Below are 25,608 nucleotides of genomic sequence, written 5' to 3' on the forward strand. Positions count from 1 at the left end.
CAATGCACCGATGCGCTCCCCGGAGACGTCGATGCGCCGAAACGGATTACTCGATCACCACAACCAGACGGCCGATCAGCTGCGCGAGTTCGTCCAGGTGCTCGGAATCACCCCGGGTCACAGCGTTGACCAGACGGTTGAGACATTCGTCATCGGAGAGACGGTCGACCTGATCGGGAATCAAGGATGGGGCTGAGACGCTTTGCGTGAACTGGATGATGGTGTTTGACATCTGAAAACACTCCATGACGTCCGGCGCTGGCGAGTTCCTGCCGACTATCCCCGGCCAATTGCCCTCATTCTAGTGAAATTCCTGTCATCCAATTGTGGGCGACGATTGCCCATCAAGCGTTCAAAGACAGAATAAGTGCATGATCTCCTTCGATTTTACCCATATGTGGGCAATCGTCGCGAGGACGCGATTTGGTTCTATGCAAGGCGAAAAGGCTTTGTTATACGCTGCCCGCTCGCGAACATTGCTTCGCCTGTTCCTCGGTAGCTCAGCGGTAGAGCATTCGACTGTTAATCGAATGGTCGCTGGTTCGAATCCAGCCCGGGGAGCCATTCTGGCCCATGCCGAATGGTTCTTCTTCTCCAACACCCATCAATTTCGCCTCTGAACGTTTGGCGCAGACCGGTTGGCTGCGGATGTGGCCATATCGACGTCGCGAATCCCGCCGTTCACGGGCGTCCCGGCCGGATGGGACGCACGCGGCTGCCCGCCTTGACGGCGCATGAGTGCTCGGGCAAGCGAGGCCCACCTCTTGCGAGCGACGAACCGCGATGCCCATTTCCGATCATCTCAGAGCCGTCCGCAGCAAGATCGGCCACGATCTGCTGGCCACCACGGCGGTCTCGATCTCGTTGTTCGACGACCAGGGATGCATCCTGCTCGGGCGCGACGCCGAAACGGGCTTGTGGACGCTGCCCGGCGGCGCCATCGATCCAAACGAGCACCCGGCCGACGCAGCCACGCGCGAATGCTTCGAGGAGACTGGTCTGCTGGTTCGGCCACAGCGCCTGCTCGGCGTTTTTGGCGGGCCTGAGTTCCTCGTCCGTTATCCCAATGGCGATCTGACCTACTATACGGTGATCGCGTTCGAAGCCGCCCTCGTTGGCGGCGCGCTCGTCCCCGACGGAGATGAGATCGCGAGCCTGCGCTTCGTCGACCGGTTTGAGTGGGAACGGCTCGAGTTATCGCCGTCGAGCCGAATCATCTCGCGGCAGGCTTTCAATCATGACCCCGCGCCCTACTTCGCTGCGGCGGGTTGGCGGCCCGAGAGCTGATCCGTTGGACCCCGTCGCCGCGAGTCTCATGCTGATCGCCGGTCTGCTCCATGCAAGCTGGCACGCGATCGTCAAGACCGGCAGCGGTCTGTCGATCCTGGCAGGCATGGGTCTGGTGAGCAGCGTGCTCACGCTGCCCTTTTTGCTCATGGTTCCAGTCCCGGCACCATCCACCTGGCCCATCATCCTCGTGTCGCTGGTCTTGCACGCAGGATACAAGGCAAGCCTCGCAATCGCCTACCGCTCGTCCGAACTTGGGCGTTCCTATCCGATCGCCCGGGGCACGGTGCCGCTGTTCGCAACGCTGTTTGCCTATGTGGGACTGCAGCAGTTGCCTCAGCCGGCACAGTTCATCGGCATCGCCGTCGTCGTCCTCGGCATTCTCGGCTTGGCCCGCGACCGCAGGCATGGTCCGATCGACCGCCGCGCCTTCTGGGCTGCGATCTTTGCCGCGGCAATGGTTGCCGCCTATGCAGTCATCGACGCCGCAGGCACCCGACAGGCGGAAGGATGGGCTTCGTTCACCGCCTGGATGGTCGTGCTCGACAGCCTCTTCTTCTTCATCGTCGCGGCGACACACCGCGGTGCAGCCATCCTGTCAGATATGCGCGAAGCCTTCATTCCGGTGCTCATCGCCGGCGTTCTGGGCCTGGCCTCATTCACCGTCTTCCTTTGGGCTCTGAGTCGGAATCCGATCGCGAATGTCGTGGCCTTCCGCGAATGCAGCGTTCTCTTTGCGACTGTGATCGGAATCTTCTTTCTCGGCGAACGCGCAACCACATGGCGCCTGGGTTGCGCCGCGCTGGTGGCTGCCGGTCTCGTGCTGATCGCGATGCTGCGGGCTGCCTGAAGCGGCCGCACTTCACGGCGGGCGATCATAGTTCCATGTTCATCGCATTGTGCATTGACGTCCACTCGCGCAACAAACGGCGAAAGATTCCGATAAAACTGCTGGTTGCAAATTTAAGATAACTAATTCAGTGTCAATTAGTTTGCCATTCTGAGTCTTGAAGCACTGTGTTTGTAGCGTGAGCGTCCTTCAGTTCCGCTGATACTGAGGTGGCCCGTGCCTACTGTCCTGATTATTGATGATGATCATGCCACGCGCGCTGCGCTGGAAACATTGCTGAAGAAGAAGCGGTTCTGCGTTTTTCTTGCGCCGGACGGACCTACCGGTATCCGGCTGATTGGCAGCGTTTCATTCGATGCCGTTGTCATCGATATGTTCATGCCGGGCATGGATGGGATCGCGACTATCCGTGAACTGATCAAGATTGATGTCACGGTACCGTTCGTTGCGATCTCCGGTTACGCATTCACCGACAAGAAGCAGGGAGCCCCCGATTTCCTCGGGATGGCGATCAAGCTCGGCGCCACGGCGGCACTGCAGAAGCCTTTCGACATCCTCGACCTGCTCGAAGCGGTAGATCGTGCGATCGAGGTCAGGCAACGCCTCCTTGCCGAGGCCCGGCAACCCCGCTCCACGCCAGCATCCGTGCGGAGGGCCTCATGGCGAACATCCTTGTCGTAGATGACGAAGTCGGCGTCTGCTGCGTGATCCAGCATCTTCTGGTCCGCGAAGGCTACGCGGTCACGGCGGTAACGGACGGCCGGTTGGCGATGGATGCGGTAACCCGCGGTGATTTTGCTGCCGCGCTGATCGATCTCAACCTCGCTGACATGGACGGCAATGACGTCATCCGGGCGGCACGCGCAGCCCGGCCGAACATGCCGATCGTTCTGATGTCGGGCCTGGTGCTGGAGTCCGGGCGCGGGACACCCGATTTCCTGGGACTGTCCGCCAAGGTGAGCGGCCTTCATCGGTTGGCGAAGCCGTTCAAACCGCGCGACCTCGCGCAGTTGATGCGGGACATTCTCCCTCACGACGCGGATTCCCTCGCCGTTGCGACGATGCTCCGGCAGTGATCCGGTGGTGAGATCGATGACAGAGACATCGAGGCGATATAAGTCATCGGGAATGTGACGTCGTTCACAAGCCGACCTCGCAGACCTGGCTATTTTCGCAGAAGCGAAAGACAGCGGTAACCAATTAGGTCTTTCGTCCCGGATCGCTACAATTTGAGCGATCCGCTCAATTTGGACAAAGTGGAGTTTTGCGATCGTGGCTCGCAGTTTGCGCGAGGGCACGATGAGCGAAGCCGAATACGAATTGTTGCTGGACGTTGTAAGAACGGCTATTGCGCCCGAGCCCGAGACTGATTCCATGGCCCGCATGTTCTCGATTCTGAATTTCCCCAAGGCCGCCAACGACAACCTTGGCGCTTGGCCGCTGCTGCCATTCCCTGACGGATGGTTTGCTGCCTGCTGATTCGTTTGCGCGATTCGCGTGCGGCCAAAGTTGGTTTGCCAAGACCCGATCCGCCGCTCGCGCCGATACGGAGACGCCCTGACGGAAACGCCCTGAACCGCCTGGCTGGGCTCAGGCAGGCTCGTGTCGTCACCGCGCTCGCCTACAAAACGGACGAAACCTCCGCCTGATGCTGGTGTTCGCTCCGTGCGGCGACGGTACAAGACCGCCGCCACACCGAAGGATGCCGCCTATTGCTTGACTGCGAACACCCAGACGACGCCGCCTTGCGGGACGTTGTCCTCAACACCGGTGTTGCCCTTCGCAAGGGCATCCTGGATACGTTGCGCGTCGACGCCCCAGCCTGACTGCACTGCAATGTACTGGACGCCGTCGACCTCATAGGCGACCGGCATACCCATGATTCCCGAATTCGTCTTCTGCTCCCACAGTAGCTCTCCCGTCTTGGCGTGGAACGCCCGGAACATCCGGTCGTTGGTACCGCCGACCAGAACGAGATCGCCGGCCGTGGCCGTCACCGAGCCGAACAGCTGCGACTTCGGGAAATTGTGCGACCAGACCTTCTTGCCTGATGCAGGATCCCAGGCCTGCAGTTCGCCGAAATGATCCGCGCCGGGCCGCACCGTCAGCCCGATGTCCTCGGCCTTCGTGCCGAGCCACAATTGTCCTGGAACGAGCGGCAGCTTCTCACCGGTGAAGCCCCCACAGAAATTCTCGTTCGCCGGCACGTAGACGAAGCGTGTCTTCTGGCTGTAGGCGGCGGAGGGCCAGTCCTTGCCGCCCCAGAGCGACGGACAGAAATCGACCCGCTTGCCGAGCGTCGGCTTGTGCGCGGGATCGACGATCGGCCGTCCGGTCTCCGGCTCAATGCCCTTCCAGACGTCGGTGTGGACGAAATTCCAGCCGCTGACGTAGTTGATGCGCTCCGGCGTGCGTTCCAGCACCCAGAAGATCGCGTCGCGGCCGGGATGGATCAGGCTCTTGAAGCTGCGGCCGTCGCGCTGCAGATCGACCAGCATCGGCGCATCGACCTCGTCCCAGTCCCAGGAATCGTTCTGGTGATACTGGAAATGCGTCTTGATCTTGCCCGTCGCCGGATCGAGCGCAATCACCGAGCTGGTGTAGAGATTGTCGCCGGGATGCATCCCGCCGGGCCAGGGCGCCGCATTGCCGACACCCCAGTAGACCGTCTTGGTGTCCTTGTCGTAGGTGCCGGTCATCCAGGCCGATCCGCCACCGGACTTCCAGTCATCGCCGCTCCAGGTGTCATGCCCCGGCTCGCCCTCGGCAGGGATCGTGAAGGTGCGCCAGAGCTCCTTGCCGTCCTCGGCGTCGTACGCCGCGACATAGCCGCGCACGCCGAACTCTCCGCCCGAACCGCCGACCATCACCTTGCCGTCGACGATGAGCGGCATCAGCGTGAGATACTGTCCCTTCTTGTAGTCCTGGACCTTCTTGTCCCACAGCACCTTGCCGGTCTTGGCGTCGAGCGCCACCAGATGATCGTCTGTGGTGGCGAGATAGAGCTTGTCCTGCCACAGGCCGACGCCGCGATTGGTCGGATGCAGTTGGAACAGATCCTCTGGCAGCTCCCGCTTGTAGCGCCAGTACTGATCACCGGTCTTGGCATTGAGCGCGATCACCTGCCCCATCGGCGTCGTGATGAACATGACGCCGTTGTTGACCAGCGGCGGAGCCTCATGCCCCTCGACTACGCCGGTGGCGAAGGTCCATGCCGGCACCAGGTTCTTGACGTTGGTCGTGTTGATCTGATCGAGCGGGCTGTAGCCCTGGCCATCATAGGTCCGGCGATAGAGCATCCAGTTGCCGGGCTCCGGATTCTCCAGCCGCGCGCTGGTGACGGAACTGTAGCTCTCGATCGGCCCGGCGATGGCGGCGGGGGCGGCGAGACAGGTGAGCGCGACGGAGCTCGACAACAGCCATTGCTTGACGGTCTTCGACGTGACGGTTGTGGACTTGATGGTCATGGACAAACCTCCCCTGCTTACGTTTTTTCGCTTCAATACTTGTCGTGACAGTTGTCGTGACGACGCGAGTTCCGATAGGCACACGAGATCTCATCAGCCCTGCTGGCCACCCACCTTTCCGATGAAAGGTGCAGCAATCGCCAGCTCGCCGTCCTTGATCACGAGGGGAAGCGCAGCGAGCCGCCGCGGCGCGGGACCGAACACGACCTGGGCCCCACGCCTCGGGTCGTATTCAGAGTTGTGGCACATGCATTTGAAGACATCGTCGTTGCCCTCCGTGGCCTTGATCCAGGCCGTCACCGGGCATCCCGCATGCGAGCAGATCGCCGAGTAGGCGACGATGCCCTCTACTGCGCGCGGACGCGTGTCCTCGTCGAACTCGTTCGGATCGAGCCTGACGATCAGCACCTCGTTCAGTCGTGACCCGTCACGCACGATGGCGTTCGCCGGATCCTTCGGCCATGCATGAACGGGCGGCTCGCCGATCTTCAGATCGGCGGGCGTGATCGTCTGTCCTTCGCGTTCCCCTTCCGAGAACACGAGCAGATCGCCCTTCTGCGGCTGCTTTTCCTTGCGTGGATCATCGTCGTCAGCCGCCGCGGCGACCGCGACCGACGCGCAGGCTGTAAGCGTGCCGAAAACCACCGAGCGACGTGTCGGATGATCGTCCATGAGACGTCTTCGCGTGTGATCTTGTATGTGAATGCTGCTGTGCAGCTCGCTGCCCCCGCAGCGCACCTTAACGTAGAATTATTAGAAAAACGCAACCCGTCGAAATCAAGGCGCACGGCGTGTTTTCGCCGCGGTGTTTTCAAATATCGTCGCTGCTGCGCGTCATCGCTGGTGCAACAGCCGATTCGATGGTCCGTCTCATCCGTCCAGCACGAACGCGCCGTTGTGTGTTCAGACGACCGCGTCCTGTGGCAACCATGGATCCTCGTGCTCTCCATGCGGGGGGTCTGGCCGCGCAACTCCACGAGGACAAGCTCGGGTCCGTATCGAGGAGTCCGAATCGTCGGTGGCGGCTTGGGCAGAGAGCTTCGGGCACGGCGGAACTGACCCCGCGCACGGAGGTTTCAGGCCAATCCGCGGCTGGTGTGCAGCGCCAACGAGAGAGGTTGCCTAAGCGCGGGATTGCCTATAATGCTCCGCACACAGGGGCCACGTGGCGGAGTGGTTACGCAGCGGTCTGCAAAACCGTTTACACCAGTTCAATTCTGGTCGTGGCCTCCACTCAATCAAATCAAGCAGTTGGACCACCGACGGCGCCGGGCGTTCTGGCTGGCCTAGATCGGCAGGTCGTCGATCCCGCCGGGATAGAGCGCCTGGCCGCGCGGCCATGCCAGAATGGCGCCCTGCTGCCCCGCCGCAACAGAGTTTGCCGATGGCTCGGCTCCCGTGCGGCTGACTCGCCGGCTCGCATAATCCCGAAACTGCACCACGTTCGACTTCTCAGCGTTCTGCATAGCTCGCATCCTTGTGCCATGCTGCAATGCAAGAAGCGTACCCAGAGTTCCTAACTCCGGCGTTTACGGCTGCGCCAATCTGCTTTCGGGCGCGGTTTCGGCCGCGGCGTGAGTTCCGGCTGCTCCTGCTCCACCTCCCGATACCGCGTCAGCATGCGCTCGAAGCTCGCATCGAGGGCGGAGGCAATTTCCGGTCGACGCTCCAGCGCCGCCATCAGCATGCCCGCCGCCTCGATCGTCGACAGCCCGTCCCGCCGCGGTTCCCGGCGCAGCCGGCCGTAGCGCGAGGGCTGGCGCGGCCCGAGGATCACGCGCTGGCATTTCAGCATCCAGGGATTGCGCCACCACAGCGCCTTGGCCTGGCTCCAGGTGCCATCGAGCAGGATCACGCCCTCGATGGACTTGAGGATGGCGCGCTGGTTGTCGGCCACTTCGCCCTTGCGGGTCAGCGCGACTACCTCGCTCTCGGGATCCAGATCGGCCGCCTTGGCTGAGCCGAGATAGAGAATCGCCCAGCGCGCGGGATCGGCAACCGGCCGTCCCAGCGCCTTGGCAAGGCTCGGCCAGGACAGCCCGACCTTGACCACTGCATTCTTGAAATGCTGCGCGGCGAGCCGAGCGGTGCCGAGCGCGCGGTCCTGCTCCTGCGGGTGCTGCAGGATCAGGAGCCCCAGCCGGCTCTCGAGCGGCGTCACGCTGTCACAGATGCACAAAGGCAGCGGCTTCTGGCAGCGCGGGCAGTCGGGAGGCGCCTCAGCGGCGGGCGGCGGGTGGTCGTGTGGCAGGTCGGACATGGCGCGGCTATACGCGCCCGCGGACAGCGCGACAACGGCTCATTCGGCCGGAGCTGCCAGCGGCGCCGGCGCCGAGCGGCGACGCAGCCGGTCGATCAGGAGATAGATCACCGGCGTGGTGTAGAGAGTGAGGATCTGCGACACCAGGAGGCCGCCAATGATGGTGATGCCGAGCGGCCGGCGCAGCTCGGTGCCGGGACCGGTCGCGATCACCAGCGGCAGACCGGCAAACAGCGCGGCGAGTGTCGTCATCAGGATCGGACGGAAGCGCACCCGGCAGGCTTCGAAGATCGCGTCGGCCGAGGACATGCCGCGCTGGCGCTCGGCCTCGAGCGCGAAGTCGACCAGCATGATGCCGTTCTTCTTGACGATGCCGATCAGCAGGATGATGCCGACGAAGGCGATCACGGTCAGCGGCGTATCTGTCACTTGCAAAGCGAGGAGCGCGCCGAGCCCCGCCGACGGCAGGGTCGAGATGATGGTCAGCGGATGCGCCAGGCTCTCATAGAGCACGCCGAGCACGATATACATCGCAACCAGCGCAAACAAAATCAGGAGCGGCTGGCGGCCGCTGCTCTTGTTGAAGTCGCCGGCGTTGCCGTCGAAGCTGCCGCGGATGCCCTCGGGCATGTGCAATTCGTCAACGGCGCGCTGGATGTTGGCCGTCGCGGCCTGCAGCGGCACGTCGGGCAGCAGGTTGAACGAGACGGTGGTCGAAGGGAACGACTGCGAGTGGAACACGGCGAGCGGCGACAGGCCGCGCTCGGCCTTGACCAGCGTCGACAGCGGGATCTGCGCGTCCCCTGCCCCGGCGACGTAGATGCGTTCGAGGTTCGAGGGGTCGGTCTGGAATTTCGGATCGATCTCCAGCACCACCATGTACTGGTTGCGCTGGCTGTAGACGATCGAGATCTGGCGCTGCGCGAAGGCGTTATTGAGGGCATTGTCGATGTCCTGGACACGGACGCCGAGGCTCGCCGCCTTCTGGCGGTCGATCGTGAGCGCGAGCTGCAGTCCGCCGGGATCGCGGTCGCTCGAAATGTCGGTGATGCCCTCCACCGTCTCCATCCGCTTGGCGACGATGGGCGCCCACTTCTGCAGGAGATCCAGATCGGGGCTGCTCAGCGTGTACTGATAGTCGGAATCGCTCTGGCGGCCGCCGGCGCGGACATCCTGCGCGGCAAACATGAACAGCCGGATGCCCGGCACCATTGCCAGGCTGCGCCGGAGACGGTCGATCACGAGCTGGGTCGAGACGCCGTCCCGCTCCGCCGGCGGCTTGAGATTGATGAACATGGTGCCGCGGTTCGACGTCGCGCCGCCCGGCCCGCCCCCGCCGCCGATCGTCGAGCCGATCCCGGCCACGGCCGGATCAGCCATGACGATGTCGGCGAGCCGCTGCTGCAGCCCCAGCATCGACTGGAACGAGATGTCGGCGGAGGCGCGGGTCGCACCGATGATGAAGCCGGAATCGTCGGTCGGAAAATAGCCCTTGGGAACCTTGATGTAGAGCGTGACCGTCAGCGCGATGGTGGCGAAGAACACGATCAGCGTCAGGAACGGAAAGACCAGCACGCCCCGCAAGGTCCAGGCGTAGAAGCGGACCATGCGCGACAGCGTGCCTTCGACGATGCGGTCGAACCAGGTGGCGCGATCGGAGATCGCCTCCTTGATGTAGTGCGCGCAGATCATCGGCGTCACCGTCAGCGACACAACGGTCGAGACCACGATCGCAAAGGTCAGCGTCAGCGAGAACTCGCGCAGCAGACGCCCGATCACGCCGTCCATGAAGATCAGCGGCACGAAGGCCGCGACCAGAGACAGGCTGATCGACAGCACCGTGAAGCCGATCTGGCGCGCGCCGTCGAGCGCGGCCCGCATCGGCGGCAGGCCGTGCTCGAGATTGCGGTACATGTTCTCAATCATGACGATGGCGTCGTCGACGACGAAGCCGACGGAAATCGCCAGCGCCATCAGTGACAGATTGTCGATCGAGAACCCCGCGAGCCACATCGCAGCACAAGTGCCCGCCAGCGCCAGCGGCACCGAGACGCCCGCCGCGACCGTCGGCACCAAGCGGCGCAGGAATACGAACACCACGAGCATGACCAGCACGGCGGTCGCGAGCAAGGTCCACTGCATGTCCTCGACCGAGGCCCTGATCGTCCCGGTCCGGTCGACCAGGGTCGAGATCTCGATGCCGACCGGAATCCACTGTTTGAGCTCGGGGATAAGCGCCTTCACGCGATCGACGGTCTCGATCACGTTGGCATCGCCCTGCTTGGCGATCTGGATCAGCACCGCCGGCTGCTTGTTGAACCAGGCGATCGAGCGCACGTTGCGCACGGAGTCCTCGACATCGGCGACATCCGACAGCCGGACGAAGCTGCCATTATTGCTCTTGATCAGGATGTCGCGGAATTCAGCCGCGGTCCGCATCTGCCGATTGATGGCGATGGTCTCGCTCTGCCGTCCACCTTCGAAGATGCCGACCGGCCCGATCGGATTGGCGTTGATGATGGCCGTTCTGATGTCGTCGGTCGAAATCCCCGCATTGGCGAGCGAGACAGGATTGAGCGCGATGCGCACCGCCGGCTGATCGGCGCCGCTCACCGTGACATTGCCGACGCCGGGCACCTGGAACAGGCGCTGCGCGAGCACGGTGTCAGCGACGTCGTACATCGCGCTCGACGTCATCGTCTTCGAGGTCAAGGCCAGCACGAACACCGGAGCCGCAGCCGTGTTCGCCTTACGGAAGCGCGGCAAAGCCGGCAGGTCGCTCGGAAGGTCCGACAGCGACGCATTGATGGCGGCCTGGACGTCGCGCGCGGCCTTGTCGATGTCGCGGCCGATCGTGAACTGGATCTGGATATTGGTCGTGCCGAGCGAACTCGTCGAGGTGATCTGGTCGACGCCGGCGATCTCGCCGAGCCGCCGCTCCAGGGGAGCTGCGACCGTACCTGCCATGACGGAGGGATCGGCGCCGGGACGCGATGCCGAGACGAAGATCGACGGGAAATCGACGTTTGGCACCGGCGCGACGGGAAGGAAGATGTAGGCGACGATGCCGACCAGGAACAGGCCGATCGAGAGCAGCGTGGTGCCGACCGGTCTGCGAATGAACGGCTCGGAGATCGAAAACATCACTGGATGCCTTCGGTCGCACCGGCGATCGGCGGTGATGGCAGGTCAGGCGCCGGTGGCAGTGCGCGCTCCATGCGGCGATTGATGCGGTCGAGCGCCAGATAGATCACCGGCGTCGTATACAGCGTCAGCAGCTGGCTGAGCAGCAGGCCGCCGATGATGGAGATGCCGAGCGGGAAGCGCAGCTCCGAGCCGGTGCCGCTCTCGATCGCCAGCGGCAGCGCGCCGAACAACGCGGCGAGCGTGGTCATCATGATCGGCCGGAAACGCAAGAGACAGGCCTGCACGATCGCGTCATAGGGCGTGCGGCTCTCGTGCCGTTCGGCCTCGAGCGCGAAGTCGATCATCATGATCGCGTTCTTCTTGACGATGCCCATCAGCAGGATGATGCCGATCAGCCCGATCACCGAGAGATCCTGGCCGAACAGCATCAGCGCCAGGATGGCGCCGACGCCCGCCGACGGCAGCGTCGACAGGATCGTGATCGGATGAATGTAGCTCTCGTAGAGCACGCCCAGCACGATGTAGATCGTGACGATGGCGGCCAGAATCAGCCAGGGCTGGCCGGCCAGCGACTTGGCGAACTCAGCCGCATCGCCAGAGTAGACGCCGAGGATGCTGCCGGGCATGCCGATGCGATTTTCGGTGGCGCGAAGCGCATCGACCGCCTCGCTCAGCGCGACGCCCGGCGCCAGGTTGAAGCTGAGCGCCACGGCAGGAAATTGCGCCTGATGCGAGATCGCGAGCGGCGCCGTGGTGCGCTTCAGGGTCGCCACCGCCGACAGCGGGACCTGGCCGCCTGCCCCCGGCAGATAGAGCTTCGACAGGATCGAGGGATCGCGCTGGTACATCGGCAGCGCTTCCAGCACCACGCGGTACTGATTGGCCTGGCCGTAGATCGTCGAGATCTGGCGCTGCGCGAAGGCGTCGTTCAGCGTATCGGTGACGCCCTGCAGGCTGACGCCGAGCTGGCCGGCGCGCTGACGGTCGATCGTCAGCTCGGCGCGCAGGCCGCCTTCCTGGGCCTCGGACGAGACGTCGCGGAACAACGGATCGCGCCGCATCTCCGCCACCAGCTGGCTTGCCCATTTCGACACCTCGGCGGCATCGGCGCCGGTCAGCGTGTACTGGTACTGCGAGCGGCTCGCCTGGGTCGAGATCTGCACGTCCTGGACCGGCTGGAAATACACGGTCATGCCGGGCACGCCGGACGTCTTCTGCTTCAGCCGGTCGATGACCTCAGCAACGCCGTCTTGCCGCTCGCCGAGCGGCTTCAACGTCATCACGAGACGGCCGACATTGGTGGTTGGGTTGACCGATCCGGCGCCGATCACCGAGACGACGCCGACCACGTCAGGATCGGCCTGGATCGCAGCGGCCACATCCGCCTGGCGCTTCTTCATTTCGGCGAACGAAACATCGGGCCCGGCCTCGGTCACCGCCGTGATCGAGCCGGTGTCCTGCAGCGGCAGGAAGCCCTTCGGTGCGACAACGTAGAGCGCCAGCGTCGCCGCCAGCGTCGCGAAGGTCACGACGAGCGTCTCGGTCTGGCGCTCCAGCACCCAGAGCAGGCTGCGTTGATAGAGCGCGACCGTGCGGTCGATGAAGCGGCTGACCGCATTCAGCCCCGGCAGCACCCACTCCTCGCTGGCATGCTTCAACAGCCGCGAGCACATCATCGGCGTCAGCGTCAGCGACACCACCGCCGACGTGACCACCGCGATCGTTAGCGTCAACGCGAATTCGCGGAACATGCGGCCGACCAGTCCGGACATGAACAGGAGCGGAATGAACACCGCGATCAGTGACACCGTCAGCGAGATCACCGTGAAGCCGATCTCGCGCGCGCCGCGCAGCGAGGCATTCATCGCGCTGTCGCCATTCTCCATGTGGCGCACGATGTTCTCGATCATGACGATGGCGTCGTCGACGACGAAGCCGGTGCCGATGGTCAGCGCCATCAGCGACAGATTGTCGAGGCTGAAGCCGGCGAAATACATCACGCCGAAGCTCGTGATCAGCGACAAGGGCAGCGCCACGCCGGCGATGATCGTGGCGCGCAGCGAGCGCAGGAACAGCAGCACCACCAGTGTCACCAGCACCACGCTCAGCACCAGCGTGAACTGCACGTCGTGGACCGAGGCGCGGATCGTGATGGTGCGGTCGCTGACGATGGCGAGTTTCACGCCGGCCGGAATCGTCCGTTGCAGCTTGGGGATCTCGGCGCGGATCTGCTTGACAACCTCGATGACGTTGGCGCCCGGCTGGCGCTGAATGTCGAGGACGACGGCGGGGACGCCCTGGTACCAGCCGCCGGTGCGGTCGTTCTCGAGCCCGTCCACGATCGTGGCGACGTCGCCGATCGTGACCGGCGAGCCGTTGCGGTAGGCGATGATGATCGGTCTGTAGGCGTCGGCGGCGGCGATCTGGTCGTTGGCCGTGATCAGATAGGCCTGCTGCGCACCGTCCAGCGAGCCCTTGGGGCCGGAGACGTTGGCCCCCGCAATCGCGTTGCGCAGATCCTCCATCGAGATGCCATAGGCGGCGAGCCGGGCCAGATCGGCCTGCACGCGTACCGCCGGCTTGAGGCCGCCGAGCACCGACACGCGGCCGACGCCGGCGACCTGGCTCAGCCGCTGCGCCATGATCGTGTCGGCCAAGTCGCTCATCGCGCGCAGCGAGATCGTGTCCGAGGTCAGAGCGAGCGTCATCACCGGGGCATCCGCCGGATTGACCTTGGCGTAAGTCGGCGGATAGGGCAGCGACTTCGGCAAGACGCCGGCGGCGGCATTGATCGCCGCCTGCACGTCCTGCGTGGCGCCGTCGATGTCGCGGCCAAGATCGAACTGCAGCGAGATCTGGCTGACGCCGAACGAGCTCGTCGAGTTCATGGCCGAGAGCGACGGGATCTGACCGAGCTGGCGCTCGAGTGGTGCGGTGATCAGCGAGGCGATGACGTCGGGGCTCGCCCCCGGCAGCTGGGTTGTCACCTGCACGGTCGGGAAGTCGACCTGCGGCAGGGCCGAGACCGGCAGCGCGAGATAGCCGAGCAGGCCGCCCATCAGGAGCGCGACGCCGAGCAGCGACGTTGCGATGGGACGGCGGATGAAGGGTTCGGAGACGCTCATCACGACCTGCTCGTCAATCTCTCGCTCATGTCACGGCTGCGCTTTCGCGCCACGACCCGACTCGCCACTCCCCTGCGGTGTGCTGCCCGGAGCGGTCTGCTGTCCGTTCTGGCCCTCACCTTGCGGACGCCGGCGACGCTCGCCGTCCTTCGGTCCGCCCTCCTGCGCCGCGCCACTCTCCTTCGCCTGATCCTTGCCTTGCGGATTGCGGCCGCGCTTGCGCGGCGCCAGATCGGCCTGCGGGGTCTGCTCGGCTCGGCCAACGACCACTTTGACGCCGTCGGCGAGATTGGCAAAGCCGGTCGTCACCACCCGGTCCGAAGGGCTCAACCCGCTCGCAATCACCGCCTCCATCTCGTTCTGCTGGACGACTGTGACGGGATGCGCCGAGGCGATGTCGCCTTCGCCGATCACGTAGCTGAAAGTGCCCGCGGGCCCGCGCTGCACGGCGGACGTCGGCACCGTGGTCGCCTGCGACAAAGTCTCGACCTTGAGGCGGACGTTGACGAACTGGCCGGGCCAGAGCTGAAACTTGGCATTGGGGAATTCGGCCTTCAGCTTCAACGTGCCGGTCGTTTGATCGACCTGGTTGTCGATGCCCTTCAGCGTGCCGGTGTCGATCACGGTCACACCGTCATTGCCGAACACGTCGACGGCAAGCGGTCCCTTGCCGGCCGCGGCATTGACCCGCATGATCTGCTGCTGTGGCAGGCTGAATTGCACGGCGATCGGCTGCAGCTGGGTGATGACGACAAGGCCGGTGGCGTCGGAGGCGTGGATGATGTTGCCCTGGTCGACCTGGCGCAGACCGGCACGGCCCGAGATCGGGGCTACGACCTTGGTGTAGCTCAAGGTCGCTGCCGCATTGTCGATGGCAGCCTGGTCGGCCTTGATCAGCGCCTGCTGCTGCGCCACGACGGCGCGTTGCGTATCGGCCTGCTGCTTGGAGCCGGCATTGCTGACCGCGAGCTGCTCGTAGCGAGCGAGATCGAGCTTCTGGTTGGCGAGCTGGGCCTCGTCCTGCGCCTTCTTGGCGACGGCCTGGTCGTATTGGGCCTGATAGATCGCCGGATCGATCTCGGCGAGCACGTCGCCCTTCTTGACGTCCTGGCCCTCGACGAAATTGATGGCCATCAGCTTGCCGTCGACCTGCGATCGAACGGTGACGGTATTGAGCGCGCGGACCGCGCCGACACCGTCGAGATAGACCGGCACGTCCTTGATGACAGGCGTGGCGGCGAGCACCGGGACCGGCAGGTCTGGACGTGCGAGGCGATTGTTCTGCTGCTTCTGCTGCATCGCAGTCCAGCCGATGTAACCGAGGCCGCCCAGGATCACGAGCGTGAGCGTGATCGACACCAAGCGGCGGCCGAAGCCCGATCGCGCGCGCTTCGCCGTCCCTGCCCCCTTCTCATCGGGTTTAAAGAGCATCGGCCGATTTCTCCATGCGCGGTTCCCAGCCGCCCCCCAACGCCTGGTACAGGCTCACGATCGCCTGCAGGCGCGCGAGCTGGGCCTGCCATAGCGCGTCCTCGGCTTGAAACAGCGTCAATTGCGTATTCAGGACGGTCACGATGTCGGCAGTTCCGGCTCGCAACTGCTGCTCGGACAGCTGGAATGCGCGGCGGGAAGCGGTCACGACCTGCCGCTGCAGCTGCAGCCTGAGCGTCGTCTGCTTGATCGAGAACAGCGCATTGTCGACGTCGGTGAAGGCCTGGATCACCGTCTTGCGGTAGGTCTGCAGCAGTTCGTCCTGACGTGCCCTCGCGTTCTCGAAATTACCCAGGATCCGGCCGCCGTCAAAGATGGGCTGGGTCAGGCTGCCGGCGAGGCTGAAGAAGGCCGCGTGCGGCTGAAACAGCGACACCAGGGCCGAGCTCTGATAGCCGCCATTCCCCGTCAGCTGAATGCTTGGGAAGAACTGCGCCCGCGCGCTGCCGACATTGGCGGTCGCGGATGCGAGCTCCGCCTCCTGCCGGCGGATGTCCGGCCGCTGGGTCAGGATCTCGGACGGCAGCCCCGGCGTCACGCGCGGCGTCCTGATGTCGTCCAGCGAGCCGCCGGCGACGCGAACGCTCTCGGGCGGTCGCGACACCAGCACGGCGAGAGCGTTGCGATTCTGGTCGAGCGTCTGGCGCAGCGGCGGCACCGCCGCCTTTTGATTGGCGAGCACGCTCTCCTGCTGGGCAACGTCGAGGTCGTTGCCGGTGCCGGCCTTCTGACGCTCGCGGATGGCATCGAGCACGCGGGTGGCGCTGGCGATATTGCGCTCGGCGGTACGCAGGCGATCCTGCGCCGCCAGCACCTGGAAATAGGCATTGGCGACGGTGGCCAGGGTCGTCAGCTGGGTGACGTCGCGGTCGAAGCGGTTGGCGACCGCGGTCTCCTCGGCGGCCTGCAGCGCATCGCGATTCTGGCCGAAGAAATCGAGCTGATAGCTGGCGGATAGCGAGGCCTGATAATTGACCACCTCGCGACCGCCGTTGGTGAGCCCGCTCGAGCTCGAGCCGGACGTGCGCGAATAGGTTTCCTGGCCGGTGGCCGACAAACTGGGCAGCAGCGCCGCACCGGCCTGCCGCGCCAGGGCGTCGGCCTGCCTGAACCGCGCCACGGCTGCGGCGATATCGAGATTGACGCTCTGCGCTTCTTCCATGAGCTGGGTCAGCTCGCGCGAGCCGAAGCCCCGCCACCAGTCCAGGCTCGGCGGCACGGCCGTATCAGCGCCGGAGGCCGCCTTGTAGCGTCTGGGGATGTCGAGGGCGGGATCGGGAATGTCCTGGGTCAGGAGGCAGCCGGCCGAGCTCGCCGCCAATCCGATCGCAGCCAGCCATCGCGCGAAGCGCTGCAGGCCGACCGACGCCCGGCTCCCCCGCTTCCCCGCGAGGCTCCGCGTGTCAGCGGACGCGCGGCAAGGCTCGTCGACGGCGATCGGCACGTTGGACACTGGCGTGATGCTTCCCTGTAATTCTTGGGAATCATACTAGCCGCAGGTCACGGCGCCGGACAGTCCTGCGCCAGCCCTATCCCCGCCTCGCGAGGGCCTCGATATATGCGGCAAAATCGACGAATCCTCCGTAATTCAGCGGGTTTCTGCACGCGCAGGAGCTCACGGCCCATGCGGCAATCTTACCAAGATTTCATCTGTCAATCGGCGTTTTGAGCGGCGGTGTGACGCAGGGAACGCGGTCTGAAACCCTTTCGCGGGCGCCCCGTAACTTGACCATCGTCTACAGGGGGGCATTCATGCGAGTTGCGGTGATCGGAACGGGTATTGCGGGCAATGCCGCAGCCTGGTCCTTGTCGAAGCGTTATCCCATCACCGTGTACGAGCGCGAACTTCGCCCGGGTGGTCATAGCCACACAGTGACGATCGACTACGAAGGGACGCCCATCGCGGTCGACATCGGCTTCATCGTCTACAATGAGCTCAATTATCCGGAGCTCACGGCCCTGTTCGATCATCTTGGGGTGGAGACGGTCGAAAGCAGCATGAGCTTCGCGGTCACGGCCGATGCCGGCCGCTTCGAGTGGAAAGGCGGCGGCCACACCTGGCTCGACACGGCCAAGGGACTGTTCGCGCAGCCGAGCAACCTGCTGTCGACGTCCTACCTCTGGATGCTGCGCGACATCCTCACCTTCAATCAACAGAGCTTCGCCGACTTCAAGGCCGGCCGCCTCGAGGGACTCACGCTGAGGGACTATTTCCGCCGCAACCATTTCGCGCCCCGGCTCCTCACCGACTATCTCGCCCCGATGGGCGCCGCGATCTGGTCGGCCCCGGCCGCAGAGATGCTCGACTTCCCGGCCGAGAACTTCGTCGCCTTCTTCAGCAACCATCGTCTGCTGCAGTACGACCGCCCGGTCTGGCGCACGGTGAAGGGCGGCAGTCGCCGCTACGTCGAGAAGCTGACATCGGCCTATCGCAACCAGATGCGGCTCGGCAGCGCCGTGACGAACATCGAGCGCACGGCGCATGGTGTGATCGTCCAGGACAGTAGCGGCCGCAGCGACAACTACGACCACGTCGTGATCGCCGCGCACAGCGATCAGGCCCTGTCGATGCTGGACGATGCGGACGAGCAGGAGCGCGAGGTGCTCGGCGCGATCAAATATTCCCCCAACACGATCTATCTGCATCGCGACAGCAGGCTGATGCCGAAGCGGCACCGCGCCTGGGCCTCCTGGAATTTCCTGCGCTGGCAGCGCGAGGGCGCTCCCATGAACGATGTCGCGGTGACCTATTGGATGAACAACCTGCAGGGTATCGACGACGACAAGCCGCTGTTCGTCAGTCTCAACCCGCCGTTCGCGCCGGACCCGGAGCTCACCTTCGGCAAATATGTCTGCGAGCACCCGCAATACACGGCCGCAGCCTTCGCAGCGCAGAAGCGTCTGTCGGACATTCAGGGACGCCGCCACACCTGGTTCTGCGGGGCCTGGACCGGCTATGGTTTCCACGAGGACGGCCTCCGCTCGGGGCTGGCGGTTGCCGAGGCGCTCGGTGCCGGCGTGCCGTGGCGGGCGCCGCCAGCGCTCGCCGAAGCCGCGGAATAGGCGCGACATGGACACGGACAAACCGGGACAAGAGAATCGGACGGCAGCCGCCTCGCTCTATGTCGGCGAGGTCATGCATGCCCGCATGCGACCCGCCGCCCACCGTTTCCAGTATCGCGTGATGAGCCTGCTGATCGATCTCGGCCGGCTTGGCGAGGCGGACCGGCAATCACCGCTGTTCGGGGTCAACCGCCGCGCGCTCTACACCTTCCACGAGACCGACCATGGCCGGCGCGACGGCTCCTCGCTGCTCGCCTATGTCCAGGCCCGTGCGGCAGAACACGGCATCGATCTCGCGGATGGACGCGTCCTGCTGCTGTGCTATCCGCGACTGCTGGGCTACGTGTTCAATCCGCTGTCGGTGTATTTCTGCTATCGCGGCGACGGCACCCTGACGCTCATGATCTACGAGGTCAGCAACACCTTCGGCGAGATCAAGCCCTACGTGCTGCCGGTCGGGCCGGGTGAACTGACGGAAGCCGGATTGCGCCAGGCGCAGGACAAGACCTTCTACGTGTCCCCGTTCATCGACATGGCGATGCGCTACCATTTCCGGGTCACGCCTCCAGGGGACAATGTGAGGTTGCGGATTCTCGAAACCGGCGCCGATGGCCCGCTGCTCGCCGCGACCTTCTTCGGCCGCCGACGCGCCCTGACCTCGCGTTCCCTGCTCGCGGCTTTCGTCTCGCTTCCGCTTGTCACCCTCAAGATCTTTGCGGCCATCCATTGGGAGGCGCTGCGGCTCTGGGCCAAGGGCGCCCGCCTCGTCCCCCGCGGCGCAATCACCGCCAGCCCTGGAACCGATACCGGCTTGGCGGGAAACGACAGCCACGCTTATATATCACGGCACTGACCGGAAAGGGTCGGTGCGCTCTGTTCCAGTCATCCGACCCCAAACGGGTGCCCGAGCGGCCACCGAACGGGGACTTGGACGCCGAGCCGTTTGCGTGAATGGACCTGCCATGCCGGACGTAATTCCTGTCACTCCTGACAACATCGACAAGGTGCTTGCCGATCTGCCCCGCCTGCCCCGGCTGGCCCTGGGTTTCGGCTCCCGATTGAGGAAAGGCACGCTCGACGTCACCCTGCCGGACGGTCGCGTCATCCGGCTCGGCGGCGCCGAGCCGGGACCGGCGGCCGCGATGATCCTGGCCAATTACGGCTTCGCATCACGCCTGATCAACGGCGGCGACATCGGCATCGCCGAGGCCTATCTGAACGGCGACTGGGACACGCCCGACCTGACGCAGTTTCTCTATCTGTTCTGCGTCAACCAGCACCTCCTGCAATCGATGCTGGAGGACAAGCCGCTCATCCGGTTTGCCCAGCTGGTGCGGCACTGGTTCAACCGCAATACTAGGCGACAGGCGCGGCGCAACATCTATGCCCATTACGACATCGGCAACGCGTTCTACTCGGCCTGGCTCGATTCGAGCATGACCTACTCTTCGGCGCTGTTCGAGGAGCACACCACGGACCTGACCGCCGCGCAGACCAACAAGTACAAGCGGCTCGCCGAGGCGATCGATCTCAAGCCGGGGCAGACGCTGCTCGAGATCGGTTGCGGCTGGGGCGGCTTCGCCGAATACGTCGCCAAGACGTTCGGCGCCAAGGTCGTCGGGCTGACGATCAGCGAGCAGCAACGCGACTTCGCGCAGCGCCGCATTCACGAGGCCGGGCTCGCCGAGAAGGTCGAGATCCGGCTGCAGGATTATCGCGATGAGCGCGACCGCTACGACCGCATCGCCTCCATCGAGATGATCGAGGCGGTCGGCGAAGAGTTCTGGCCAAAATATTTCTCGCAATTGCGAGATCGCCTCAAGCCCGGCGGCCTCGTTGGCGTCCAGGCGATTACCATCCAGGACAACCTGTTCCAGCATTATCGGCGCGAAGTCGACTTCATTCAGCGCTATGTCTTCCCCGGCGGCATGCTGCCGACTCCGCAAATTCTCAAATCGTTCGGCGAACGGTTTGGAATGCCCGTCATCCGCGAGCGCATCTTCGGGGAGGATTATGCCAAGACGCTCGCGATCTGGAGGGACAATTTCCGCGCAGCCTGGCCGAACCTCACGCCCTCAGGATTCGACGAACGCTTCCGACGGCTGTGGGAATACTATCTGTCCTACTGCGAAGCAGGTTTCCTCTCGGGGAACATCGACGTCAGGCAGGTCGTTTTCGCCAAGTCAGGGTCGTGACGCGGGCGGCTTACGCTCCCCTGGATATCAGGCTAGGGTCCTCTTAAGTCTGGCTGAGGAAACTCCTACGGTATCTGCAACATGACCATTCATAATGACGTCGTCGCGGCGATCGGCAACACGCCCCTGATCAAGCTCAAGCACGCCTCGGAAGCGACGGGCTGCACCATTCTCGGCAAGGCCGAGTTCATGAACCCCGGCCAGTCGGTCAAGGATCGCGCCGGCAAGTGGATGATCCTCGAGGCCGAGAAGCGCGGCGACCTCAAGCCGGGCGGCCTCGTGGTGGAAGCCACCGCCGGCAATACCGGCATCGGGCTCGCCGTGGTCGCAGCTGCGCGCGGCTATCGCACGCTGATCGTGATCCCGGAGACCCAGAGCCAGGAGAAGAAGGACACGCTGCGGCTCTGCGGCGCCGAGCTGGTCGAGGTGCCGGCGCTGCCGTTCAGCAATCCCAACAACTATGCGCATGTCGGCCGTAGGCTCGCGGACGAGCTGCGCAAGACCGAGCCCAACGGCGTGCTGTTCGCTGATCAGTGGAACAATCTCGACAACGCCAAGGCGCACTACGAATCGACCGGCCCGGAGATCTGGGACCAGACCGGCGGCAAGGTCGACGGCTTCATCTGCGCGGTCGGCACCGGCGGCACGCTCGCCGGCACCAGTCGCTATCTGAAGGAAAAGAACAAGGACATCGTCACCGCCTGTGCCGATCCGCACGGCTTTGCGATGTACGAATGGTTCAAGAACGGCGTCGTCAAATCCACGCCCGGCGATTCCATCACGGAAGGCATCGGGATCGGCCGCGTGACGCCGGTTATCGAGACCGCGAAGGTCGACGACGCGTTCCTGGTCTCGGACGAGGACGCCGTCAATACGATCTACGATCTGCTGCAGCACGAGGGCCTGTGCCTGGGCGGATCGACCGGCGTCAACGTCGCCGGCGCAGTGCAGCTGGCAAAGCAGCTCGGCCCCGGCCATACGATCGTGACGATCCTGTGCGACTCCGGCAATCGCTATCAGTCGAAGCTGTACAACCCCGAGTTCATGCGATCGAAAAACCTGCCCGTCCCGGCTTGGCTGGAGCGGCGCAGCGGCATCAAGCCGCCATTCGTTTGAGGTGCGAGTAGCGAGTAGCGAGTAGCGAGTAGCGAGTAGGCCAGCAAACCCCTCTATTCGCTATTCGCAACTCCCTATTCGCTCACCCATCAATGCCGCAGGATCTGGCTCAGGAACAGCTTGCTGCGCGCATGCTGCGGGTTGGCGAAGAACTCCTGTGGCGTGTTCGATTCGATGATCTGCCCGGCATCCATGAACACCACGCGGTTGGCGACCTCGCGCGCGAAGCCCATCTCGTGGGTCACGACGAGCATCGTCATGCCCTCCTGGGCGAGATCGACCATGGTGTCGAGCACCTCCTTCACCATCTCCGGATCGAGCGCCGAGGTCGGCTCGTCGAACAGCATGACCTTGGGGCTCATCGTCAGCGCGCGCGCGATCGCGACGCGCTGCTGCTGACCGCCCGACATCTGCCCCGGATATTTGTGCGCCTGGTGCGGGATCTTGACCCGCTCCAGGTACTTCATCGCGGCCGCCTCAGCGTCCTTCTGGGGAATGTTGCGCACCCAGATTGGGGCCAAGGTGCAGTTCTCCAGCACGGTCAGATGCGGAAACAGGTTGAAGCTCTGGAACACCATGCCGACCTCACGGCGGACCTCGTCGACCCGTTTGAGGGTCGGACCGAGATCGATGCCATCGACATTGATCTCGCCCTCCTGGAACTCCTCCAGCGCGTTGATGCAGCGGATCAGGGTCGACTTGCCCGAGCCCGAGGGCCCGCAGATCACGATGCGCTCGCCCTTGCCGACGGACAGGTTGATGTCCCGCAGCACGTGGAATTCGCCATACCATTTGTTGAGGCCGGAAATCCCGACGATCGAATTTGCAGTCATGGTTCTCATGCTCAATTGCGCCGGTGCGCGTTCAAACGGCGCTCGACCAGCAGGGAGTAGCGTGACATGCCGAAGCAGAAGGCGAAGTAGATCATCCCGGTGAAGGCGAAGCCGGTGAATGCCGTGGTCGGCGTCGCCCAGACCGGATCGGCCAACGATGCCTTCAGGCTGCCGAGCAGGTCGAACAGCGCCACGATCGACACCAGCGAGGTATCCTTGAACAGCGAGATGAAGCTGTTAACGATGCCGGGAATGACGTGGCGCAGCGCCTGCGGCAGCACGATGAACGATGTGGTCTTCCACCAGGACAGGCCGAGCGCGCTCGCCGCCTCCCCCTGACCGCGCGGAATGGCCTGCAGGCCGCCGCGGATCACCTCCGCCATGTAGGCGCCGGAGAACAGCGCGACGCCGACCAGTGCCCGCACCAGGCCGTCGATGCGCATGTTGCCGGGCAGGAACAACGGCAGCATGTAGGTCGCGAAGAACAGTACGGTGATCAGCGGCACGCCGCGCACCAGCTCGATGAAGGCGATCGAGAAGAAGCGGATCAGCGGGATCGTCGAGCGACGGCCGAGCGCCAGGGCGATCCCGATCGGCATTGACGCGACGATGCCGATCACCGAGACGACTAGCGTCACGAGCATGCCGCCCCACAGCCGTGTGTCGACGATGGCAAGACCGTGCCGATCCAGGCCCATGATCGCAATCACGATGGCGATGCCGACGAAGGTCGCGGCGGTGCCGACCACGGTCCGCAGCGCCCGCGCCCCGCCGCCGAGAAAAAATACCAAACCCGTGACCACGATTGCGGTGAGTGCGAGATCGATCCAGACCGGTTGATGCGACGCCTGCAGTTGATCGCGAATCCAAAGCAGCGGCCAGATCACCAGCGAGGCGACCGTTCCGATCAGCACGACGAGCTTGCCGAGCAGCCAGAACAGCATGCCGACGACCGGCACGTTCGCGCCGGCACGAACGAGCGCATTGCCGGCGGTATCAATGCTGTCGGTGAACACCGACAGCGCGCTGGCGGTCCAGCTCACGCCGAAGCCCTCCAGGCCGCCGCCGTACAACAGGAAGAACGCGACCACCGGGAGAGCGAAGAAGAAGATCCCGGCGTTCAGCCCCTTGGCTGGCAGCCGCGGGATCAGCAGCGGCACCAGCAGCACCACCGACAGGACGTAGGTCAGGTCGACCCGCCAGCGTTCGGCCTCGGGATAGAAGCCGTACATGAGCTGGTTGAACTTCGCGGTGATGTAGGGCCAGCACGCCCCGACCGGATGACCGGCATTCTGCGCCAGGCACGCCTCGCGGTCCTTGCCGACCCAGACCGCGTCGACCAGCAGGAACTGCAGCGCGGGGATCACCGTGAACCAGATCAGAAGCGCGCTGAGCAGCGTCAGCAGAACGTTGGTCGGTGAGTTCAAGAGCTGGGTGCGGACGAAGCCCACGAAGCCGGTGGTCTTGATCGGCGCGGGCCGCTCGCCCGCCAGGTCCTGACGGATGAAGTTGGAAGCCGTGATGTCGGTCATGCGCCAAGTCTCTTCATGCGCCAAGCCTCTTGCCGAGCCGCCAGCTATAGAAGCTCATGATCGCGCTCGTGATCAGCGACAGCGCCAGATAGACGCCCATCGTAATCCCGATGATCTCGATGGCCTGACCGGTCTGGCTCATCGTCGTTCCCGCGAACACCGACACCAGATCAGGATAGCCAATGGCGACCGCGAGCGATGAGTTCTTGGTCAGATTCAGATACTGATTGGTCAAAGGCGGCAGGATGACGCGCAGCGCTTGCGGCACCACGATGAGCCGCAGCACCGTACCGCGGCTGAGGCCGAGCGAGAGGCCCGCCTCCATCTGCCCCTTGTGGACCGAGAGAATGCCGCCGCGCACGACCTCGGCAATGAAGGAGGCCGTGTACATCGACAGCGCCAGGGTCAGCGCGACGAATTCGGGAATGATGCGCGAGCCGCCGGCGAAGTTGAAGCCCTTCAGTACCGGGACCTCGAAGACCACCGGCGCCCCGAACACCAGCATCGACATCACCGGCAGCCCGATCAGCAGACCGAGCACATAGGGCCAGATCCGCATCGCATGCCCGCGCACGAACAGTTCGCGCCGCGCATAGTAGCGCAGGCCGATGCAAGCTACGATCGCAACGCCGAGCGCGATCAGGAACGGCATCAGGCCGGGCTCTTCGACCGGACGCGGAACGATAAAGCCGCGATTATTGAGATAGAAGGTCGAGGCCACCGAGATGCTCTGCCGTGGGCCCGGCAGAGCAGCCAGCACCGCGAGATACCAGAACGTGATCTGGAACAGCAGCGGCAGGTTGCGGATGAGCTCGACATAGGTGCCGGCAACCCTGGACAGGAGCCCGTTGGGAGACAGACGCCCCAAGGCGATCATCAGGCCGAGGATCGTCGCCAGCACGATGCCGATCACGGAGACCAGCAACGTGTTCAGAATGCCGACGATCAGCACCCGGGTGTAGCTGTCCGACCCGGAATAGCTGATGAGGGTCTGGTTGACGTCGAATCCGGCCGTATTGTTCAGGAACCCGAAGCCCGAGGTGATGCGTTGTGCCGCGAGATTGGTACGCACGTTGGCCACGATCTCGTAGCCAAACCACGCCAGGGCTGCGACGAACAGGATTTGCAGGATGATGCCGTTCCATCCTGCCTTCCCCCCCAATACGCGCTTCAGCCGAAGCGCGTATTGCGGAGGCGGTAACCTCGCTTCGATGCTCATCGCCGCAGCCCCGCTATGGTGCA

The 25,608-nt window shown here is 64.2% G+C and carries 21 protein-coding genes and 2 tRNA genes; 11 read left to right on the forward strand and 12 right to left on the reverse strand.

What is annotated here, in order from left to right; genetic code table 11:
• Nucleotides 1-46 precede the first annotated feature (46 nt).
• Nucleotides 47-232 (reverse strand): hypothetical protein, encoded by a 186-nt coding sequence (locus LQG66_RS05635; RefSeq protein ID WP_231324300.1) that lies wholly within the window; start codon nt 230-232, stop codon nt 47-49.
• 257 nt (nt 233-489) lie between these two features.
• Here LQG66_RS05635 and LQG66_RS05640 point away from each other — a divergent pair.
• From LQG66_RS05640 to LQG66_RS05665, 6 genes are all read left to right on the forward strand, one after another.
• Nucleotides 490-564 (forward strand) — tRNA-Asn (locus LQG66_RS05640).
• A gap of 219 nt (nt 565-783) precedes the next feature.
• Entirely contained in the window at nt 784-1,287 is a 504-nt protein-coding gene (locus tag LQG66_RS05645) for an NUDIX domain-containing protein (RefSeq protein WP_231324302.1), read from the forward strand.
• A 4-nt stretch (nt 1,288-1,291) separates the two neighbouring features.
• Nucleotides 1,292-2,137, forward strand: a complete 846-nt coding sequence (locus LQG66_RS05650; RefSeq protein ID WP_231324305.1) for an EamA family transporter — start codon at nt 1,292-1,294, stop codon at nt 2,135-2,137.
• 216 nt (nt 2,138-2,353) lie between these two features.
• Nucleotides 2,354-2,818 carry a response regulator gene (locus tag LQG66_RS05655; protein ID WP_231324307.1) on the forward strand — a complete coding sequence of 155 codons (465 nt, stop codon included), beginning with the start codon at nt 2,354-2,356 and terminating at the stop codon, nt 2,816-2,818.
• The gene (locus LQG66_RS05660) at nt 2,797-3,213 is read left to right on the forward strand and encodes a response regulator (protein ID WP_231324309.1); all 417 of its coding nucleotides are present in this window, start codon (nt 2,797-2,799) and stop codon (nt 3,211-3,213) included. The genes LQG66_RS05655 and LQG66_RS05660 overlap by 22 nt, the downstream gene beginning before the upstream one ends.
• Before the next feature lie 223 nt (nt 3,214-3,436).
• Nucleotides 3,437-3,616 carry a hypothetical protein gene (locus tag LQG66_RS05665; protein WP_231324311.1) on the forward strand — a complete coding sequence of 60 codons (180 nt, stop codon included), beginning with the start codon at nt 3,437-3,439 and terminating at the stop codon, nt 3,614-3,616.
• 230 nt (nt 3,617-3,846) lie between these two features.
• On the opposite strand, the gene LQG66_RS05670 is transcribed toward LQG66_RS05665, so the two are convergent.
• Together LQG66_RS05670 and LQG66_RS05675 are read right to left on the reverse strand one after the other, a co-directional pair.
• On the reverse strand, nt 3,847-5,604 hold the full coding sequence (locus tag LQG66_RS05670; protein ID WP_231324313.1) for a methanol/ethanol family PQQ-dependent dehydrogenase: 1,758 nt from the start codon (nt 5,602-5,604) through the stop codon (nt 3,847-3,849).
• Nucleotides 5,605-5,697: 93 nt separating this feature from the next.
• The gene (locus LQG66_RS05675) at nt 5,698-6,276 is read right to left on the reverse strand and encodes a QcrA and Rieske domain-containing protein (RefSeq protein ID WP_231324315.1); all 579 of its coding nucleotides are present in this window, start codon (nt 6,274-6,276) and stop codon (nt 5,698-5,700) included.
• Between the two features lie 487 nt (nt 6,277-6,763).
• Here LQG66_RS05675 and LQG66_RS05680 point away from each other — a divergent pair.
• Nucleotides 6,764-6,837, forward strand: a tRNA-Cys gene (locus LQG66_RS05680).
• Between the two features lie 53 nt (nt 6,838-6,890).
• Here the strand turns inward: LQG66_RS05680 and LQG66_RS05685 are convergent.
• Genes LQG66_RS05685 through LQG66_RS05710 form a run of 6 tightly spaced genes read right to left on the reverse strand, consistent with a single transcriptional unit; the run spans nt 6,891 to nt 17,080 of the window.
• Nucleotides 6,891-7,070 carry a hypothetical protein gene (locus LQG66_RS05685; protein WP_231324317.1) on the reverse strand — a complete coding sequence of 60 codons (180 nt, stop codon included), beginning with the start codon at nt 7,068-7,070 and terminating at the stop codon, nt 6,891-6,893.
• Nucleotides 7,071-7,120: 50 nt separating this feature from the next.
• Nucleotides 7,121-7,864, reverse strand: coding sequence for a tRNA-uridine aminocarboxypropyltransferase (locus LQG66_RS05690; RefSeq protein ID WP_231324319.1), 744 nt, complete (start codon nt 7,862-7,864; stop codon nt 7,121-7,123).
• A 39-nt stretch (nt 7,865-7,903) separates the two neighbouring features.
• On the reverse strand, nt 7,904-11,008 hold the full coding sequence (locus tag LQG66_RS05695; protein ID WP_231324322.1) for an efflux RND transporter permease subunit: 3,105 nt from the start codon (nt 11,006-11,008) through the stop codon (nt 7,904-7,906).
• A complete protein-coding gene (locus LQG66_RS05700) occupies nt 11,008-14,136 on the reverse strand; it encodes an efflux RND transporter permease subunit (protein WP_231324324.1) in 3,129 nt (1,042 codons plus the stop codon). Before LQG66_RS05700 ends, LQG66_RS05695 begins: the two co-directional genes overlap by 1 nt.
• A 30-nt stretch (nt 14,137-14,166) precedes the next feature.
• Nucleotides 14,167-15,567 carry an efflux RND transporter periplasmic adaptor subunit gene (locus LQG66_RS05705; RefSeq protein WP_231324326.1) on the reverse strand — a complete coding sequence of 467 codons (1,401 nt, stop codon included), beginning with the start codon at nt 15,565-15,567 and terminating at the stop codon, nt 14,167-14,169.
• A complete protein-coding gene (locus tag LQG66_RS05710) occupies nt 15,557-17,080 on the reverse strand; it encodes an efflux transporter outer membrane subunit (RefSeq protein ID WP_231324328.1) in 1,524 nt (507 codons plus the stop codon). Before LQG66_RS05710 ends, LQG66_RS05705 begins: the two co-directional genes overlap by 11 nt.
• Before the next feature lie 299 nt (nt 17,081-17,379).
• Here LQG66_RS05710 and LQG66_RS05715 point away from each other — a divergent pair, with 299 nt between their 5' ends.
• From LQG66_RS05715 to LQG66_RS05730, 4 genes are all read left to right on the forward strand, one after another.
• Nucleotides 17,380-18,690: an NAD(P)/FAD-dependent oxidoreductase gene (locus tag LQG66_RS05715; protein WP_231324330.1), complete on the forward strand. Its 1,311-nt coding sequence runs from the start codon at nt 17,380-17,382 to the stop codon at nt 18,688-18,690.
• A 7-nt stretch (nt 18,691-18,697) separates the two neighbouring features.
• On the forward strand, nt 18,698-19,543 hold the full coding sequence (locus LQG66_RS05720) for a DUF1365 domain-containing protein (protein ID WP_231324332.1): 846 nt from the start codon (nt 18,698-18,700) through the stop codon (nt 19,541-19,543).
• A gap of 109 nt (nt 19,544-19,652) precedes the next feature.
• On the forward strand, nt 19,653-20,885 hold the full coding sequence (locus tag LQG66_RS05725) for an SAM-dependent methyltransferase (RefSeq protein WP_231324334.1): 1,233 nt from the start codon (nt 19,653-19,655) through the stop codon (nt 20,883-20,885).
• Nucleotides 20,886-20,966: 81 nt separating this feature from the next.
• Nucleotides 20,967-22,001 (forward strand): cysteine synthase A, encoded by a 1,035-nt coding sequence (locus LQG66_RS05730; RefSeq protein ID WP_231324336.1) that lies wholly within the window; start codon nt 20,967-20,969, stop codon nt 21,999-22,001.
• Nucleotides 22,002-22,090: 89 nt separating this feature from the next.
• Here the strand turns inward: LQG66_RS05730 and LQG66_RS05735 are convergent, their stop codons facing one another.
• From LQG66_RS05735 to LQG66_RS05745, 3 genes are read right to left on the reverse strand one after another with little or no spacing between them, the layout of a single operon-like run.
• Nucleotides 22,091-22,834: an amino acid ABC transporter ATP-binding protein gene (locus LQG66_RS05735; protein ID WP_231324338.1), complete on the reverse strand. Its 744-nt coding sequence runs from the start codon at nt 22,832-22,834 to the stop codon at nt 22,091-22,093.
• Between the two features lie 11 nt (nt 22,835-22,845).
• Complete coding sequence (locus LQG66_RS05740; RefSeq protein ID WP_231324341.1) at nt 22,846-24,366, reverse strand: amino acid ABC transporter permease; 1,521 nt, start codon at nt 24,364-24,366, stop codon at nt 22,846-22,848.
• A 13-nt stretch (nt 24,367-24,379) separates the two neighbouring features.
• Entirely contained in the window at nt 24,380-25,585 is a 1,206-nt protein-coding gene (locus LQG66_RS05745) for an amino acid ABC transporter permease (RefSeq protein ID WP_231324344.1), read from the reverse strand.
• Nucleotides 25,586-25,608 lie beyond the last annotated feature (23 nt).

The sequence above is a fragment of the Bradyrhizobium ontarionense genome, assembly GCF_021088345.1.
In the GTDB taxonomy this organism is placed as follows: domain Bacteria; phylum Pseudomonadota; class Alphaproteobacteria; order Rhizobiales; family Xanthobacteraceae; genus Bradyrhizobium; species Bradyrhizobium ontarionense.